The sequence below is a fragment of the Streptosporangium lutulentum genome, assembly GCF_030811455.1.
Lineage (GTDB): Bacteria > Actinomycetota > Actinomycetes > Streptosporangiales > Streptosporangiaceae > Streptosporangium > Streptosporangium lutulentum.
Genome location: NZ_JAUSQU010000001.1, coordinates 1,384,556 through 1,402,168, shown reverse-complemented (window position 1 = coordinate 1,402,168; position 17,613 = coordinate 1,384,556). Strand labels below are relative to the sequence as shown.

Here is a 17,613-nt window from a genome sequence, read left to right as displayed (position 1 = left end):
TCCTGCTTTGTTCGTGTGGACGACCCCGTACGATCCGATGCCGCCGCGCTGCCCGTGGGCGTACCGACGGAGATCCGCGGTGCGCGGGCCGTGGTGGAGGAAACGCTGCTTCTCTCGCAGCGGGCGAGGTTCGCGGAGCCGGCGCTGGTGAACGGAACCGTGGGAGTCGTCGTGGCCCCGTACGGACGCCTGCTCCTCGTCCTTGTCCTCACGATCGAGAAGGGAAGGATCGCCGAGTACGAGGTGATCGCCGACCCGGCGCGCCTCCATCACCTCGACCTCGCCGCCCTCGGTTAGCGCTGTGACGCTGTGACCGGGAACGTTCGCCGGCCCGGGTCTGGATCGCGCCTGGACGGGCCGGAACCCCCTGGCCGGCCCCGCTAGCGGCTCACCAGGGGGCCGGAGCCCGTCGAGCGGCGCACGACCAGCTCGGGCTGGAACATCAGCTCGACGTGCCTGCCCCGCATGCCCTTGATCTCCTCCAGCAGGGTCGCCACGGCCGCCGAGGCCATCGCGCCGATGGGCTTGCGCACGGTGGTCAGCGGCGGGTCGGTGAAGGCGATCAACGGCGAGTCGTCGAACCCGACCACCGACACCTCACCCGGCACCGACAACCCCCGATCCCGGCACGCCCGAATCACCCCCAACGCCATCAGATCCGACGCACACACGATGCCCGTACACCCCCGCTCCAGCAACTGCGCCGCCGCCGCCTGACCCCCCTCCACCGAGAACAGCGAATGCGAGATCAACTCCTCCACCTCGCTCACCCCCAGCAACTGCGCCATCGCCTTCCGATACCCCTCGATCTTCCGGATCACCGGCACGAACCGCCCCGGACCGACCGCCAGACCGATCCGCTCATGCCCCAGATCCACCAGATGCTGCACCGCCAACCGCGCCGCCGCCCGATCGTCCGGAGAGATGAACGGAGCGTCGATCCGGTCGCTGTAGCCGTCGATCAGGACGATCGGCAGCCCGCGCTCGGTCAGGCGGATGTAACGGTCCATCCTGGCGGTGACGTCGGCGTGCAGCCCTGAGACGAAGACGATGCCGCTCACTCCGCGGTCCGTCAGCAGCTCGGTGAACTCGTCCTCGGGTGCCCCGCCGGGCAGCTGGGTGCAGAGCACGGGGGTGTAGCCGTGCTGGGTCAGGGCCTTCTCGATGGCCTGGGCGAAGGCCGGGAAGATCGGGTTGTCCAGCTCGGGGGTCACCAGGCCGACCAGTCCGTTGCTGCGCTGGCGAAGGCGCTGCGGGCGCTCGTAGCCCATGAGGTCGAGCGCCGTCAGCACCGCCTGCCTGGTCATCTGCGACACGCCCGGCTTGCCGTTGAGTACCCGGCTGACCGTGGCCTCGCTGACTCCCGCCTGCGCGGCGATGTCGGCCAGCCGGATTCCCGCCCCGTCGGGACGGGGACGAGGGGTCTGCTCGAGTTCGCCGTCCATCAGAAGCCACCCCACCATGCGGCCGAATCGAGTGCGAACCGAGCGACGTTCGGCGCCCTCATCTGAAACCCATTCCCGCAACTTTTCGCAAACTGTAACATCCCGAACCCGCCGGCCATGGATGGCACGTCAAACCCTGCATTCCTTAACCCACCTACACGACATGAAACTGGAAAGTAACCGACAGATGTGCGATTTCTAACGACATCTATGGACACATGGGCAAGTGTCGCGATGTACTACCTCATCAATTACACGGCTGGGATCCGGGCAGCGGAGTCCGGGAGGAACGAGCGCGCATGAGTACCGTCGTCCTCGATAATGTGAGCAAGGTTTACCCCGGAGGGTTCCTTGCGGTTGACCGCATGAATTTGCGCGCCGAAAACGGGGAGTTTCTCGTCCTGCTCGGACCGTCTGGCTGCGGAAAGTCCACGTTGCTCCGGATGATCGCGGGACTGGAGGACGTCACCTCCGGAGACCTCTGGCTGGGCGGGGAGTTCGCCAACGACCTCGCTCCACGTGATCGCGACGTCGCCATGGTCTTCCAGAACGGTGCACTGTATCCACATCGCACGGTACGCGGCAACATGGCCTTTCCCTTGGAGATCGCCAAAGCCGACCCGGCGATGATCAGGGAACGCGTGACCGAACTGTCCAAGGCCCTGCACATCGACGAGACGCTTGAGCGCCGTCCTGGAACGCTCTCCGGCGGCCAGCGCCAGCGCGTCGCGATGGGCCGCGCGATCGTCCGCCAGCCCTCGCTCTTCCTGATGGACGAGCCGCTGTCCAACCTGGACGCGGGCATGCGCACCGAGCTCCGCATGGAGATCTCCTCCCTGGTCCGCTCGCTCGGCGTGACCACGGTCTACGTGACACACGACCAGGTCGAGGCCCTGACCCTGGCCGACAGGATCGCCATCATGAACCGCGGCGTCCTGCAGGACCTCGGCACCCCGGGCCAGGTCTACAACGACCCGGCCACCGCCTTCACCGCGGCCTTCCTCAGCTCCCAGCAGCTCAACCTTCTCGCGGCCACCGTACGAACGCCGCAGAACCAGTTCATCCTGCTGGACTTCGGCCCGCACCAGATAACGATCCCCTGGACCGATCCCAGGGCCTACGTCATCTCCCAGCACGTCGGCAGCCAGATCATCGTCGGCCTCCGCCCGGACTGCCTCGCCCCGGTCCCCGACAGCTTCGAGGGCCCGACCTTCCTCGGCCGCGTCCGCGCCCTGGAGTACCACGGCCACGAGTGGCTCGCCTACGTCGAAAGCGGCCTGACCGCCGTGGCCGTACCCGAGCCCCCGGATCCCCGTCACCGGGCCGCCGGCCTGGCCTCCTCCGTTTCCGGCGGCCGTACTCGCGCCCTCATGCGCCGGCTGGTGCCCCGCGCCCTTTCCGAGGAGGCCGAGCCCCATCAGACGCAGGAGCAGGTCGGTGGCGGCACCCACCGCAGGGCCGACCTCATCGTCCGGGTCGGCTCCCGTCCCGTCTGGCGCTCCGGCGAACCCGCCCGGGTGGGCATCGACGTCACCCGGCTGATGCTCTTCGCCGTGGACGGCTCCCGCATCGACCCGCCCCACCGCTGACCCGGCGAGTCCGGCTCCGCCCGGTTGGAGCGGAGCCGGAAACACCGGGTTCTCACCCGCCCCGCGGCCGCGGGAAAACCCCTTCGGCCGTCAGGGTGATCAGGAGCGCAACCGCGCGATCAGCGCCTCCGCGTCCCGGACGAGCACGTCGCGCACCGCCCTGTCGGTCACGTTGCGCGACTCGCGGGCGAGCTTCGCGAACTGCTCCAATTCCTTGATCGCATCCTTGTTCCTCCCTCGGTCCGCCTGCTTCACGGCCTGGTCCAGCCGGGTGCGCAGGGCGGCCGCACCCCGGCTCGTCACCGAACCCGCCTTCCTGAAGTGATCGATGAGCGCGCGCACATCGGCGAAGGAGGTCGTGACCTCGAACTCGACGGTCCGCGTCGTGGAGTGGCCCGCCCTGTCCTTTCCGGTGACGATCAGCTCGTGTCTGCCGAGCCCCAGCCGCCACAGGGTGACCGGCTTACCGGAGGTGATCCGATCACCTCCGATCGTCGCCGTCGCGCTCGCCGCACCCGACGTCGCGTCCGCCGCCGAGAAGACGGGCCTGATCGACGCGGAGTCTCCGTACTTCCTGTTCTCCACGCCGCTCACCGACAGGGCAGGGGCGGTCTTGTCGATCCGCACCGTGGCGGTGCCGATCTTCGAGACGTTGCCGCCGCCGTCGGTCGCCCGGTAGCGCACCTCGTTGACGTTCTCCGCGCTCAGGGTCACCGGGTTGGCGGCGTTCAGCCAGGTCGTGCCGCCGTCGAGCGAGTACTGCCGGCTCGCCACCGTGGCGTTGTCGGTCGCGGTCACCGTCAGCGTGACGTTTCCGGTGTACCAGCCGTTCTCCCCGTTCGGCTCCGCCGGGCTGAGCGTCGCCGAGACGGTCGGCGGCGTCCGGTCCGCGACCCCGTCACCCTCGAAGGTGAAGGAGTCGACGTCCACGCCGCCGGTCGAGGTGACGTAGAGCCTGCCGCTGCCCTCCGGGGCGTCCGCGAGCGCGGTGTCCACCGTCTGCCAGCCCGCTCCCGCGGGCACGGTGACGGTGGCGAACGGATCCGCCGTCGCCGAGTTCCACCTCAGGGACAGGGTGCCCGCTCCGGAGGCCCGGGTCTTCACACCCGTGATCCCGGTGAGGTTCACCGGGTCGTAGGAGATCCAGTCTCCGGCGTCGAACGACGTGATCTTCGCTCGGGCGGACGCGCTCTCGTCCGCGGTCTCCGTTACGCCCTCGCTCGCGTCCGCGTGCTCGGCCTGCGTCAGCTTCGGGTTCAGGATGAGCGTGGCCTCACCGAGCGCCCCCGGGATGTCGCCGGCCCCGTTGTCGCGGTAGCTCACGACGATGACGCCGAAGATGTTCTCGGTCTCACCGTGCTCGGGAGCGTTCACCGGTGTCGGCCAGCCGCCGGAGCACCCCGTGCCGGTCGTCTCCGGGTGCGCGTGCGCGTCGTGGCCGAGGCCGAAGGTCCACTGCACCCGGCTGCACACCGGGGTGTTCCCGTCTTCCTCGTCGGCGACCCCGATCCGGAACGGCACCGCGTTGCCCCAGTCGAAGAAGGAGCCGTTCCCAGGTGTCCGGATGGTCACCTCGGGCGCGGTGTTGCCGACGGTGATCTCGGTCGACGTGAGCCCGGCCTTGCCCTCCGCGTCGGTCACGCGGAGCCGGGCGACGTACTGTCCGAGTTCCGTGTAGGTGTGCGAGGCCGTCACGCCTGTGGCGTCGAAGGTGCCGTTCCCGTCGAAGTCCCAGTCGTACTCCAGTGCGCCCGGCTCGGCGTCCTGGGACGACGCCGCGCTGAACTCGACGGTGAGGGGCGCGGCGCTGCCGGAGGACCGGTCGACGGTGATCTTCGCCTGGGGGGTCTTGTTCCCCGGCGCGTAGTCGATGCGGTAGAGCCCGGCGTCGGGGTTGGCGCGGAAGAAGCCGTCGCCGTAGTCGAGCACGTACAACGAGCCGTCGGGGCCGAACTCGATGTCCATCGGGCTGTCGGTGATCGGCATCGCCATCGTCCTCAGCGCGCTGTTCGGCAGGAACTGCTCGATCGCGGTCACCGGCCCGTCCGGCTGCGGCACGGTGAACGCCGCGAGATAGTCCTGGGAGAACTCGGAGAAGAAGAACTTCCTGTCCCAGTACTGCGGGAACTTCGTCGTCGAGGGGTTCTCCGGGTCGTAGTGGTAGACGGGGCCGCCCATCGGCCCCTGCCCACCCTGCGGGTCGAAATCGGTGAGCCCGGCCCATTCGGCGGGCTGGTGCGTGTTGTTGTCGCCGTAGTACAGGTCCGCCGGCACCGCGGCCGGGACCTGCTCCAGGCCGGTGTTCCATCGCGAGGTGTTCGCCGCCCCGCCCGCGCAGTCGAACCACTCACGCGCCGCCGAGGCGGCGAAGTCCCAGTCGTTGTAGTTGAAGTTGTCTCCGGTGCAGTACGGCCAGCCCCCGTTCATCGGTTCGCCGATGGGGGTGACGTTCCACTCGACGTAGCCGAGCGGGCCCCGGGCGGCGTCCGGGGCGCCGGCGTCCGGCCCGTAGTCGGCCCACGACACCGTGCCGGTCTCCGGGTCGACGTCCATGCGGAAGGGGTTCCGCAGGCCCATCGCGAAGATCTCCGGACGGGTCCCGGCCGTCTCCGGCGGGAACAGGTTGCCGGCGGGGATCGTGTAGGAGCCGTCCTCCCCCGTCGTGATCCGCAGGATCTTGCCGCGCAGGTCGTTGGTGTTGCCCGCGCCGCGCCGCGCGTCGAGCCCGGGGTTCATTCCGGGGGCGTCGTTGTTGGGCGCGTAGCCGTTGGCCCCCGGCGTGCCGGCCGGGGTGTTGTCGCCGGTGGCGAGGTAGAGATTGCCGTCGGCGTCCCAGTCCATGTCGCCGGCGACGTGACAGCACTGCCCACGCTGCGCCTCGACCTTGATGATGATCTGCTCGGTGGACAGGTCGAGGGCATCGCCGGTCCACTTGAACCGGGACAACTGGTTGTAGCCCTTCCACCGGTCCCAGTACGACTCGTCCGCGCCCGCGGGCAGCGAGTTGGGCGCCGACCCGGTCGGCGTCGTCTCCGGGTACGGCGCCGTCATCGTCCTCGGCGCGTAGTAGACGTAGACCCATTTGTTCTCGGCGAAGCCGGGGTCGATCGCGATCGTCTGGAGGCCGTCCTCCGAGTTGGCGTAGACGGGGACGGTGTTGACGACCTTCGTGACGCCGGTGGTGGCGTCGGTCAGCCGGATGTCGCCGTTGCGCGCGGTGTGGAGGACCCGCCGGTCGGGCAGGACCGCCATGTCGATCGGCTCACCGATGTTCTTGGTCAACGTGATCTTCTCGTAGCTCGACCACTCCGTCGCCGGGTCATGCCCCGGGTGGGCGACGGCGGGTGTGGCGCCGAGCATCGTCAGGGGGAGCGTCAGGGCGGTGAGGATTCCGCCGAGCATCATGCGAGTACGCTTCACTTACTGCGCCTTCTCTTCCGGGGGGAGGCAAGGAAGGCGGACCGCCACGCACACCGCTGCAACGGTGTGGATCACGTGGCGGTCCGCCGAACTCGTGGCGTCGTCAGCCGCGCAGCGCGGCCATGTTGTCGTAGCTCAGGTCGGCGTACTGGAGCGACTGGCCGGGGTTGGCCGTTCCTCCGGGGGCGTTGTCCTGCTCGTACATCGGGTTGAAGGAGCCCTTGGGGCCCGCGCCCCTGAAGAACTTGGCGTAGTCGATGTCACCGGTGCCGAACGGCACCATGTCGTAGCCGTTCGCGGTCGCCGGGTTGGACTTTCCGTCCTTCGCGTGGAACAGGGGGAACCGCCTGGCGTTCGCGCGCACGACCGCCAGGGGGTCGAAGACGTCGGTCCGCGTGGAGCCGTCGGGGGCGGTGAACGTGCTGAACTTGAACCGGGCCACATGCGCCCAGAAGATGTCCATCTCCAGGTAGACGTCCCTGCGGTCTGTGATCTTGAGGAAGTACTCCAGTTTGCGGATGCCCGACGAGCGGGTGGGCTTGCCGAGCGCGTCAAGCGGGCCGCTGTCGAGAAGGAAGTTGTACGCCGCGTCGTGATTGTGCGTGTACAGCTTGATCCCGGCGCGGGAGGCGATCGAGCCGAGATGGTTCCACTTCTCGGCGGCGATGTTCCAGTCGTCCTTGTAGGCGCTGTTCGTGGGGTCGTTGCCGGTGCCCACGTGCCCGAGGCCGAGGGTGTGGGCGATCTCCAGGTGGAGCTTGAACCTGTCGAGGTCCGCCGTGGTGAGCGGCCAGGAGCCGGGGATGAAGCCGTGGTTGCCCTCGGCCTCGAGGCCGTAGTGGTCGAGCCACCGGCGCAGCATCCGGGCGCCTTCGACGCTCTCCAGGTTGGCGCCGCCCTTGGAGTTGGCGTGCTGGCCGTAGCCGGCGAACTCCACCTGCCGGTAGCCGATCCGGGAGAGCGCCTCGAACACGCGCTGGAAGCCGGAGGGAAGGTCCGTCGACAGCGGATCCCTTGAGATCGCGTCGCGGACGGTGTAGAGGATGATGCCGCGCTTGCTCGGCGGCACCAGCGTGCCCCTGGGGTGACGGCCCGAGGCCGCCTGGGCGGTCGACGCGAGCGGTCCCGCTCCCGCCATGGCCACCGCGGTGACTCCCGTCGTGGCCGCGAGGAACTGTCGCCGGTTCAGCCCCAGGCCCCGGCGCAGCGCGTTGGTGATCTCGATTTCTTCTTCGTGTGCGCTCATCGATCTCTTCTCCATGTGGGTGGACGGAATCGCCTGATCCCCCGATGCCACGGCTGAGCCGCCGACTCCCTTCCGCCGTGGAACCGGCGGATCCGTGCGATGGTCGCCACCCACCGACGTCCCACCGTGGATACGGCCGTGCGACTCACCGCGACCCCTCGGTACTGTGCAGAGAACTTGGCGTGGAAGTTACGCGGCTTTTGACAAAATTGGAAGAAGTTTCGTCATCATTGCGGGGTCTTTCTCCTACTTGTGACTAAAGTCCCTGCATGAGCGTCGCCCGCCATCTCGTCCGGCTCATCAAGCGCCATCCGTGAAGGCACCCCTTCGGGGCGCGTCGCACCCGTGGCCCCGGTGTCGTCGTTTTCCGGCCGCCGGACGGATCCCGATGGAGGCGAGGCGGAGGAGCCTCCCGGATCGGACAGGCGCACCGACGACCGCCCATCACAAAAGGGCAGGTTGGCACCTTTTATCTACAAACCCGCGAGCTTTTGCTTGCAACCGGCGAAAGTGCCACCTAGCATCACGAAATATCGTGATAACGCGCCGCCGATTCGGCAGGGGTCCCGTGACAGAGCCGACCGGAGGTCAGACCGGGTGGATCGTCTTGCCGATGCTGTCGAACAGTTCCTGCTTGCCGTCCTGGTCGGTGCTGAGTGTGACGATGCAGACCTTGCCACGGGTGGGCACGTAATACTGGGTGCCTTTCACGGTGATGCCGTCGGTCGTGAACGAATAGGTGACCCGCCCGGCTTCGCCGAAATCGATCGGCGTCCGCACCGTCTCGAAGACCTTGGCGTTGAGCCGCTCCAACTCCGTTCTGGCGGAGGCCATCAACTCGTCCACCGTCGTCTCGGGGCCGGACTGGCAGTAGCCGTTGAGGTTGGTGGCGAATCTGTGCCGGGACACCTGGGACGACGCGGGGTCGGACGCCCAGAGGGCCTTGTTGTCCACCAGGATCTGCAGGTTCTGCTTGGCCCGCTCCAGCGCCGGCCCCGACAGGCCGCTGCTCCTCAGACCCTGTTCGAGATCGTCTTTACTCAGGTCGAGCGCGACCCAGCCCTCGGGAACCGCGACGAAGAGCCCGCTGGCGACGCTCCCGAGCGGCTTGAACCCCTCGGGCATGTCAGGCGTGGAGGTCGTGGGCGCGGGGGTGTCGGGCACGGGAGACTCGGGCATGGAGGTCGCCGTCTCCACGCTCCCCATCGGGATCGTCACGGTGGGGGCCCAGTCGGCGTCCGCGCAGGCCGTGGTCATCGTCAGGCACAGCCCCAGCAGGCCCGCGGTCACGATGGAATGGTGCTCACGCATCAGACTGTCCTCCTCACGAGCCCGGTGCAGGCCCGGGCCCGATATGGCCTGCGGCCATCCGTCGGGGGGACGTCGCGAGGGCCATCGAGTGCCGCGATGGCCGTCCTACCTGATGAATCGTGGTGAGCCCGTTCGTGGCGGGCGATGCTCCGGCATCGGCCACGACCCGCTGGGCGGCGGGCCCGCGGAGAGCGGCACAGCGCTCCTTGATCTCCCATACCCCATGACCGGCATGCCGGAAACGTCCGATTTGGAGACCTTAATGTCCTCCGGGTTGTCTCCAAGGACATTCCCGAGGGAACCTCGGGCCCGCGAAGCGGCCCGCGGGCCCTCCGGGAAGGGCCCGCGCCGCTCCTGCGCCCCGGGCCCGCGACGGCGGGCGGCCCGGGTCAGCGGCCGATGATGGAAACGATCTCCAGGATGCGCATGACACGGTCCAGTTCGGCACGGTGGAAGGCCGGGCCCTCGGTGCGCATGAGAATCAGGTGCAGGTCCGCGCCGGGAACGGGCAGGCTCATCAGCCGGTGACGGCCCGAGCTGAACGTCGAGGGGCGCAGGGAGGTGAGGTCGGCCGCCTTGACACCGACGAGACCTCCCGTCTCGTCGAAGGAGGACGGAGCCTGCCAGCTGTGATGGACGATCTCGCTCCGCTCCGAGGACACGATGACCGCCCATTCGGCGCTCGCCAGATCGGGCACGGCGTCCACGAGGGTGGCGAAGGCCCGGCCCGGGTCGGCGGCGACGTGCCTCAGCAGGTCGTAGTCGGGCGCGGCGCCGGGGACCTCGCGGGTGGGCCAGACCCCTTCGACCCGCATGCCGGGGACGGCCGACAGGCGGTCCCTGACGGTCTCCGCGTCCGGACTCCCCGGCCAGGAGACGGTGAAGTCGTCCACCGCCCGGCCGGTCTCGCGTTCGAGCACCGTCACCTGGAGAATGTCCGCGCCCAGCGTGCCGAGCACTCGCGCCACCTGCCCCAGGGCACCTGGTCTGTCGGGAAAGGACACCCGTAGTCTCAACATCATTGCCGATCACCTCGCTCTGGACACCAGGGTGTCCTAGACAGGTTTCACAGAGATTCCGAGGAGATATCCAGGATAAAACCTGATACGGGAAAGAGTTAGTGCTGATACGCGCCCGCGGCGGGAGCGGCGGGCAGGCGGGCCCCCGTGAGATCCCGGGCCAGCGCGGCGCCGCCGAACCACTCGGGGCCCAGCTTGACGCCGCGGCCGAGGGCCGGGGAGCCAGGACTCAGGTGGAGGTCCTCGCGGCTGCGGAAGCGGGGATCGGCGATGATCGACCCGGGGCCCAGCTTGAACCTGGGGGAACGGCCCCGGTAGACGTTGCCGCCCTCGTCGGCTCCTCCCTTGCCGTCCTCCTCGCCGATCCGCCCGCCGACCACGATGACGTTGTTGCGCAGCTTGAGGATGGCGGGCGAGCAGCCGTCGCCGCAGGACCAGCCGATGGTGTCACGGGCGGGCAGGTAGACGGAGTTGTGCACCGCGACGGTGCCTCTCACCGGGCCGATGGGGCTGCCGGGCCCCCGGGTGATCAGGAAGGAGCCCCTCTTGCGGGAGGAGGTCACCACGTTGTTGGAGAACACGTTCCCCTCGGCGGTCTTGCCCTTCCTCGCGCCCAGCTCCACGAAGGTCTCGTTGTCCCTGGAGACGTTGCGGGCGACCCGGTTGCGGTCGCCGTTGTAGACCTCGACGGCGGCGCCGTCGGTGCCGTAGTCCTCGCTCTGCGCGTAGCTGTCGACGATCACGTTTCCGACGACGAGGTTGTCGTCGCCGTTGAGCAGCACGCCGAAGGCGCCGGAGTCGTCGTCGCCTCCCTTGTCGTTGACGCTCATCCGGTTGTTGCCGCTCAGGACGCTGTTCCTGACGGTGTTGTGGGAGCCGATGAACTGGACGCCGGTGACGTTGTGGTCGGAGTGCACGCCGTTCAGCTCGTTGTGGTCGCCCCTCACCTCGAAGCCGGCCCACTGGCAGCGGCTGGCGCGCAGCCCGGACACCCGCACGTACATGCCTGCGATCACCACGCAGGCGGTGCTGCCGGTGATCCTCGGATCCGCGCCCTTGCCGTACGGCTCGGCGGAGATGGGGGCGGCGGCGGTGCCCCTGCCCCTGAGCCTCAGGGTGCCCCGCCAGTCACCGCCGCGCCTGAACCGCACGGTGTCGCCGGGGCGCAGCTCGGCGGCGTTGACCCTGTGCAGGGAACGCCAGGCCGTCGCCTCCGAGGTGCCCGCGGCGGAGTCCCTGCCGGCTCCGGAGTCCACGTAGTAGACGGTGCCCGCCGCGGCCGCGGTGCTCGCCGGAGCGGCCACGGCGCCTCCCGGCACTCCCGTGGTGGGCACCGGAGCGGCGAGGAACAGCTCGCCCACCGTGAATGCCCCCAGCACGGGAACGGTCCATCGCCTTGTCGAGTCCACCTGGCACGCTCCATCGCCGTCACCGTCAGCACGTCAGCGGGGATCGTCGCACGCCGGCGACGCTCGCCACGAGCTACAGGACGGGCCTACGGCAAGCCATTACATCTCTTTCACCTGCGCGGACGGCGGCGGCGGCGTGGCAGCCGGGTGATCCACCGCGATCCGGGCATAGCTCTGGAAGGCGCCGGCGGGCTCCGCCGTCGCGGAGTCGCGGACGGGTCAGCGAGGGTCGGCGGGGGTCAGCGGACGACCTTGGGCCCGGAGCCCGTGGAGCCCCGGACGATGAACTCCGGCTGGAAGATGAGCTCGGAGTGCTTTCCCGGCGCACCGGCGATGGCCTCCAGCAGGGTGTGGACCGCGGCGGTCACCATCGACTGCACGGGCTGCCGCACGGTGGTCAGCGGCGGGTCGGTGAAAGCGATCAACGGCGAGTCGTCGAACCCGACCACCGACACCTCACCCGGCACCGACAACCCCCGATCCCGGCACGCCCGAATCACCCCCAACGCCATCAGATCCGACGCACACACGATGCCCGTACACCCCCGCTCCAGCAACTGCGCCGCCGCCGCCTGACCCCCCTCCACCGAGAACAGCGAATGCGAGATCAACTCCTCCACCTCGCTCACCCCCAGCAACTGCGCCATCGCCTTCCGATACCCCTCGATCTTCCGGATCACCGGCACGAACCGCCCCGGACCGACCGCCAGACCGATCCGCTCATGCCCCAGATCCACCAGATGCTGCACCGCCAACCGCGCCGCCGCCCGATCGTCCGGAGAGATGAAGGGCGCCGGGACGTCGGCCGCGTGCCCGTTGAGCAGGACGATCGGCACGCCCTGTCCGATCAGCTGGGTGTAGCGGTCCGAGCGTGCGGTGACGTCGGCGTGCAGCCCGGAGACGAAGATGATGCCGCTCACCCCCCGCTCCACGAGCAGCTCGGTGAACTCGTCCTCCAGCGCCCCGCCGGGCAGCTGGGTGCAGAGCAGCGGGGTGTAGCCGTGCTGGGTCAGCGTCTTCTCGAAGGCCTGGGCGAAGGCCGGGAAGATCGGGTTGTCCAGCTCGGGGGTCACCAGGCCGATCAGCCCGTTGCTGCGCTGGCGCAACCTCTGCGGGCGCTCGTAGCCCATGACGTCGAGCGCCGCCAGGACGGACCGCCGGGTGACGGCGGAGACGCCCGGCTTGCCGTTGAGCACCCGGCTGACCGTGGCCTCGCTGACCCCCGCCTGCGCGGCGATGTCGGTCAGCCGGGCGGCGCCGTTGCCGAGCGGGCCGCCGCTATGCGTCATCGCGTTCCCACCAGACGGCGGAGTCGGGCGCGAGCCGTACCAGGTCGCCCTCGGCGATCGGTTCCGCGTCACCCGCGGTGGCCGGTGCGGTGCTGGCCAGCAGGACCCGCCCGGGGGCGGGCAGCTCGACCGGCTCGCCGGTCAGGTTGACCGTGCAGACGAAGTCGTCCCCCCGGCCGAAGGCCAGCGTGCCCTCGGGGGAGTCGAGCCAGACCAGCGGGGTGTCGCCGAAGGCCTGCCGTCGCCGCCTGATCCTCAGCGCCTCCCGGTACAGGTGCAGCGTGGAGGCCGGGTCGTGGAGCTGGGACTGGACGCTGAGCGGACCCCAGGAGGAGGGCATCGGCAGCCAGGACTCCTCGATGCCCGGCAGGCTGAAGCCGAAGTGCGGCCGGACGTCGGCCCACGGGATCGGCACCCGGCAGCCGTCCCGGCCGTGGTCGGGGTTGCGCAGCCGTTGCGGGTCGCGCAGGAACTCCTCCGGCAGGTCGAGGACCTCGGGAAGGCCGAGCTCCTCCCCCTGGTAGATGTAGGACGAGCCGGGCAGGGAGAGCGTCAGCAGGACCGCCGCGCGCGAGCGGCGCAGGCCGAGCTCTCCGCCGCCGTAGCGGGTGAGGTGCCGCTTGACGTCGTGGTTGGACAGCACCCAGGTGCTGGAGGCGCCGACCATGCCGGCCGTCTCCAGCGACTCCTGGATCACCGCGCGGAACCCCACGGCGTCCCAGGGGGCGACGAGGAGCTGGAAGTTGAACGCCTGGTGCAACTCGTCCGGGCGGATGTAGTTGGCCAGCCGCTGCGCGGTGGGCGCCCACGCCTCGGCGACGCCGATCCGCTCGCCCGGGTAGGAGTCGAGCAACGTGCGCCAGGCCCGGTGGATCTCGTGCACGCCGTCCTGGTCGAAGAACGGCGTCGTGTCGGTGCCGATCATCCGGACCTGGTCGGCGTGACCGACGTCGGGCAGCCCCTCCGCCTTGATCATGCCGTGGGCCACGTCGATGCGGAAGCCGTCCACGCCGAGGTCGAGCCAGAACCGCAGGATCGACTCGAACTCCGCGCGGACCTCGGGGTTCTCCCAGTTCAGGTCGGGCTGCTCGGAGGCGAACAGGCGCAGGTACCACTCGCCGTCGGGCAGCCGGGTCCACGCGGGGCCGCCGAAGACCGACTCCCAGTCGTTCGGCGGCAGTTCCCCGTCGGCGCCCTTACCGGGGCGGAAGATGTAGCGCTCCCGCGCGGCGCTGCCGGGGCCCGCGGCCACGGCCTCGTGGAACCAGGCGTGCCGGTCGGAGGTGTGGTTGGGAACGACGTCGACGATCACGCGCAGGCCGTGCCGGTGCGCGTCGTCGATCAGCGCCTTGGCGTCGGCCAGCGACCCGAAGATCGGGTCCACGTTCCGGTAGTCCGCCACGTCGTAGCCGAAGTCGGCCATCGGCGAGGTGAAGAAGGGGGTCAGCCAGATCGCGTCGACCCCCAGGTCGGCCAGATACCGTAGCCTGCTCCGCACTCCCAGCAGATCGCCGATGCCGTCGCCGTTGCCGTCGGCGAAGCTGCGCACGTAGACCTGGTAGATCACCGCGTCACGCCACCATCGGGTGGCGGTGGCTGCGGCAAGGTCCATGCGGGCGAGCCCGGTCATATTTGTCCCCCGATCAAGTGACATTTCAGGCATGTCAGGACGTGATAGCACGGCGGTGTTACGACTTCGTGGCGCCGGCGGTAAGGCCGGCGACCAGATGGCGCTGCACGAGCAGGAAGACGATCGCCGCGGGCACCGCGATCAGAACCGCCGAGGCGGTGAGCAGGCCCCAGTCGGACCAGTGCTGCCCGACGAACTGCTGCAGCCCGATGCCCAGCGTGCGCTTCTCCTCCTGCGACATGAACACCGTGGCGTAGGCCACCTCTCCCCAGGCGGTCATGAAGCAGTAGAAGCCCGTGACCGCCAGGCTCGGCCTGGCCAGGGGAAGGATAACCCGCCAAAATGTGCCAAACGGCGTCAGACCATCGACCATTCCCGCCTGGTCGATCTCGCGCGGGATCGAGTCGAAGTAACTCTTCATCATCCACGCGCAGAACGGCACGGCCACGGTCATGTAGGCGATGACCAGTCCGGCGATCTGGTTGAGCAGCCCGAGGCTCGCCATCAGGTTGTAGAGCGGGACGATCAGGATGGCCACCGGGAACATCTGGGTGATGAGCAGCATCCACATGACCCCGCGGTGACCGGGGAAGCGGAAGCGGCTGATCGCGTATCCGGTCGTGGAGGCCAGGAACACCCCGATGACCGTGGTCAGTCCCGCGACCATCACCGAGTTGAGCAGCCAGGTCGGGAACTGCGTCTCGGTCAGCACCCGGGTGTAGTTGTCCAGCGAGGGCTGGTTGAAGAACTCCAGTTCGCTGGAGAGCCAGCCGTCGCGCGGCTTGAGCGAGGTCAGGACCAGCCAGACGATGGGGAACAGCGAGACGGCGACCGCGCAGAGCAGGGTCGCGTGGAGCAGGATCGACCTGCCGACGCCGCGATCCCCGCGGCGACGGACCCCTCGCGCCGGAGCGGAACCGGCCGGACCGGCGGTGACGGAGCTCACCAGACCTCCCCCTGCCTGCGCAGCGCGCGGCGATAGACCAGGGCCAGCACGACGAGGAGCATGAGGATGATCACTCCCCAGGCGGCGGAGCCGGAGTAGTTGCGGATGCCGGTGAAGGCCTCGCGGAAGGCGTAGGTCACGAGGATCTCCGTGGAGCTGCCCGGCCCTCCCCCGCTGATCAGGAAGATCACCGGGAACATGTTGAAGGTCCAGATCGTGCCCAGCAGGATGACCGTGCTCGACACGGTGCGCAGCCCCGGGACGGTGATGAAGCGGAAGCGCTGCCACGGCGTCGCGCCGTCGACCTCGGCCGCCTCGTAGAGCTCGCCGGGGATCGACTGCAGACCGCCCAGGACGGCGACCATCATGAACGGCACGCCCATCCAGACGTTGACCGCGACCACCGCGATCTTCGCGGTGGTCGGGTCGTCGAGCCAGCCGACCGCCCCGAGCCCGGCCGCCTTCAGCATGCCGTTGATCACGCCGTAGTCGCTGTTGTAGAGGTAGCGCCAGATGAACGCCGAGACGAATCCCGGGATCGCCCACGGCAGGATGAGCAGCAGCCGGTAGGTAGAGCGGAACCTCACCCTGCGGTTGAGCAGCATGGCGAGGCCGAGACCGAGACCGTAGTGGAGCGCGACACACGCCACGGTCCACACGATCGTCCAGGTCAGCTTGTCCCAGAACAGGGAGCTGGTCAGGATCGAGATGTAGTTGTCGAGCCCGACGAACTCGTACGTCGACGGGATGACGTTGACCCCGATCGTGCGGCCCATGGTGGCCTCGGTGGCATCGGTCAGGGACAGGTAGACGCCTCGGGCCAGCGGCCAGCCGATCAGCAGGGCCGTGACCAGGATCACCGGGGCGACCATGGCCCAGGCGTACCAGTGCCGGCCCATCACGCGCCTGAGCGGGCCTGGGCGCTGGTGGCGATCCTGACCGCGGGCGCCTCCCGAGCCCGCGGTCCGGTCCCTGGCCGTGCTGCTCGCACGTCCAGTCGAGAGCGCCACGGATCAGCTCCAGTCCTTGAAGATGCCGCGGTACTGGTCGTCGACCTTCTTGAGCATGTCCTCGGGAGTGGCCTGGCCGCCGATCAGCGACTGGTAGCCCTCAAGCAGCGGCTGGAAGAGCTGGCCGCCCTCGGGGATCCACGGCCGCGCGGTCGCGGTCTCCATGATGGGCTTGAAGACGGAGACTGCCTCGTTGGCCTGGACCTCGGGCTTGTCGTAGGCGGAGGGGCGGGTCGGCAGGAGGCTGATCTCCTTGGCGACCCTGGCCTGGCTCTCGGCGCTGCTCATGAAGCGGACGAACTCGTAGGAGGCGTCCAGGTTCTTGGAACCGGCGTAGATCGCCAGGTTCCAGCCGCCGGTGGGGGCGCCGGCCTTGACCGAACCCGCGGGGACCGGCGCGATGCCGAGATTGGCCTTGTCCTGGAACTCCTTGCCCTGGTAGATCTCCGACAGCGCCCACGGGCCGTTGTAGATCATCGCCGTCTTGCCGTCCTTGAGGGCGGTCATGGCGTTGGCGTAGCTGTCCTGGATGGCGGGCTTGGGCGCGGCACCGGAGGCGACCAGGTCCGCGACCGTCTCCATGGCCTTCACGTTGGCCGGCGAGTTGACGGTGATCTTCTTGTTCTGGACGTCGAGAAGGTCGCCGCCCTCGCCGTACATGAAGGGCAGCAGGAAGTAGGAGTCCACGTTGAGCGCGAGGCCGCTGGCGCCGGTCTTGGCCTTGACGTCGAGCGCGGCCTGCTTGAGCTCCTCGACCGTGGTGGGAGCCTTCTCGTGCCCGGCCTCCGCCAGGAGCCTCTTGTTGTAGATGAGCGCCAGGGTGTCGGTGACCTGCGGCACCGCGTAGGTCTTGCCGTTGTACTTGGTGCTGCTCAGCGGGCCGGGCAGGAAGTCGGCCTCGTTCTCCACGGCCCGCGAGCCGTCCAGCGGCTGGAGGTAGCCGAGCGAGGCGAACTGGGGGGTCCAGGCCACCTCGGAGCGGATCACGTCCGGGGCTCCCGTGCCCGCCTGCGCCGCGGTCTGGAACTGGTTCTGCGCCTGGTCGGAGGGAACGTTGACGTACTTGACCTTGATATTGGGGTATTTCGCCTGGAATTCCTTGATGAGCGCCTGGAACGTCGGGCCCTCACTGTCAGGCCGGACGGTGTCCCACCAGGTGATCTCACCGCTGACCTTCGACGGGTCCGCCGCGGCGGACTGGGCGGGGGCCGCCGTCGTGCCGCTGTCTCCGCCACCGCAGGCGGCGACCGCCAAGGCGAGGGCCGCGACCATCGTCGCAGCCGAGAAGGCTCGCCGCAT

General features: G+C 69.0%; 13 protein-coding genes. 2 read left to right on the top strand and 11 right to left on the bottom strand.

Annotated features, from left to right (window positions below; translation table 11 throughout):
- The first annotated feature begins 15 nt into the window (after window positions 1–15).
- Window positions 16–297 carry a sigma-70 family RNA polymerase sigma factor family protein gene (locus J2853_RS05775; RefSeq protein ID WP_307555703.1) on the top strand — a complete coding sequence of 94 codons (282 nt, stop codon included), beginning with the start codon at window positions 16–18 and terminating at the stop codon, window positions 295–297.
- Window positions 298–380: 83 nt separating this feature from the next.
- On the opposite strand, the gene J2853_RS05770 is transcribed toward J2853_RS05775, so the two are convergent.
- On the bottom strand, window positions 381–1,445 hold the full coding sequence (locus J2853_RS05770) for a LacI family DNA-binding transcriptional regulator (protein ID WP_307555701.1): 1,065 nt from the start codon (window positions 1,443–1,445) through the stop codon (window positions 381–383).
- A gap of 365 nt (window positions 1,446–1,810) precedes the next feature.
- On the opposite strand from J2853_RS05770, the gene J2853_RS05765 reads away from it, so the two are divergent.
- Window positions 1,811–3,034 (top strand): ABC transporter ATP-binding protein, encoded by a 1,224-nt coding sequence (locus J2853_RS05765; protein WP_307555699.1) that lies wholly within the window; start codon window positions 1,811–1,813, stop codon window positions 3,032–3,034.
- Window positions 3,035–3,133: 99 nt separating this feature from the next.
- Here J2853_RS05765 and J2853_RS05760 read toward each other — a convergent pair whose 3' ends face one another.
- From J2853_RS05760 to J2853_RS05715, 10 genes are all read right to left on the bottom strand, one after another.
- The gene (locus J2853_RS05760; protein WP_307555698.1) at window positions 3,134–6,454 is read right to left on the bottom strand and encodes a PQQ-dependent sugar dehydrogenase; all 3,321 of its coding nucleotides are present in this window, start codon (window positions 6,452–6,454) and stop codon (window positions 3,134–3,136) included.
- Between the two features lie 103 nt (window positions 6,455–6,557).
- A complete protein-coding gene (locus J2853_RS05755; protein ID WP_307555696.1) occupies window positions 6,558–7,700 on the bottom strand; it encodes a sugar phosphate isomerase/epimerase family protein in 1,143 nt (380 codons plus the stop codon).
- 588 nt (window positions 7,701–8,288) lie between these two features.
- Window positions 8,289–9,011, bottom strand: a complete 723-nt coding sequence (locus J2853_RS05750) for a hypothetical protein (protein ID WP_307555694.1) — start codon at window positions 9,009–9,011, stop codon at window positions 8,289–8,291.
- Window positions 9,012–9,400: 389 nt separating this feature from the next.
- Window positions 9,401–10,033, bottom strand: coding sequence for an ACT domain-containing protein (locus tag J2853_RS05745; protein WP_307555692.1), 633 nt, complete (start codon window positions 10,031–10,033; stop codon window positions 9,401–9,403).
- A gap of 95 nt (window positions 10,034–10,128) precedes the next feature.
- Window positions 10,129–11,439 carry a right-handed parallel beta-helix repeat-containing protein gene (locus tag J2853_RS05740; RefSeq protein ID WP_307555690.1) on the bottom strand — a complete coding sequence of 437 codons (1,311 nt, stop codon included), beginning with the start codon at window positions 11,437–11,439 and terminating at the stop codon, window positions 10,129–10,131.
- 239 nt (window positions 11,440–11,678) lie between these two features.
- Window positions 11,679–12,728, bottom strand: coding sequence for a LacI family DNA-binding transcriptional regulator (locus tag J2853_RS05735; protein ID WP_307555688.1), 1,050 nt, complete (start codon window positions 12,726–12,728; stop codon window positions 11,679–11,681).
- Entirely contained in the window at window positions 12,718–14,382 is a 1,665-nt protein-coding gene (locus J2853_RS05730) for a glycoside hydrolase family 13 protein (RefSeq protein ID WP_307555686.1), read from the bottom strand. Before J2853_RS05730 ends, J2853_RS05735 begins: the two co-directional genes overlap by 11 nt.
- Window positions 14,383–14,416: 34 nt before the next feature.
- Window positions 14,417–15,304, bottom strand: a complete 888-nt coding sequence (locus J2853_RS05725) for a sugar ABC transporter permease (protein WP_307555685.1) — start codon at window positions 15,302–15,304, stop codon at window positions 14,417–14,419.
- The gene (locus tag J2853_RS05720) at window positions 15,301–16,314 is read right to left on the bottom strand and encodes a carbohydrate ABC transporter permease (protein ID WP_307555683.1); all 1,014 of its coding nucleotides are present in this window, start codon (window positions 16,312–16,314) and stop codon (window positions 15,301–15,303) included. Before J2853_RS05720 ends, J2853_RS05725 begins: the two co-directional genes overlap by 4 nt.
- 3 nt (window positions 16,315–16,317) lie before the next feature.
- Complete coding sequence (locus tag J2853_RS05715) at window positions 16,318–17,613, bottom strand: extracellular solute-binding protein (protein WP_307555681.1); 1,296 nt, start codon at window positions 17,611–17,613, stop codon at window positions 16,318–16,320.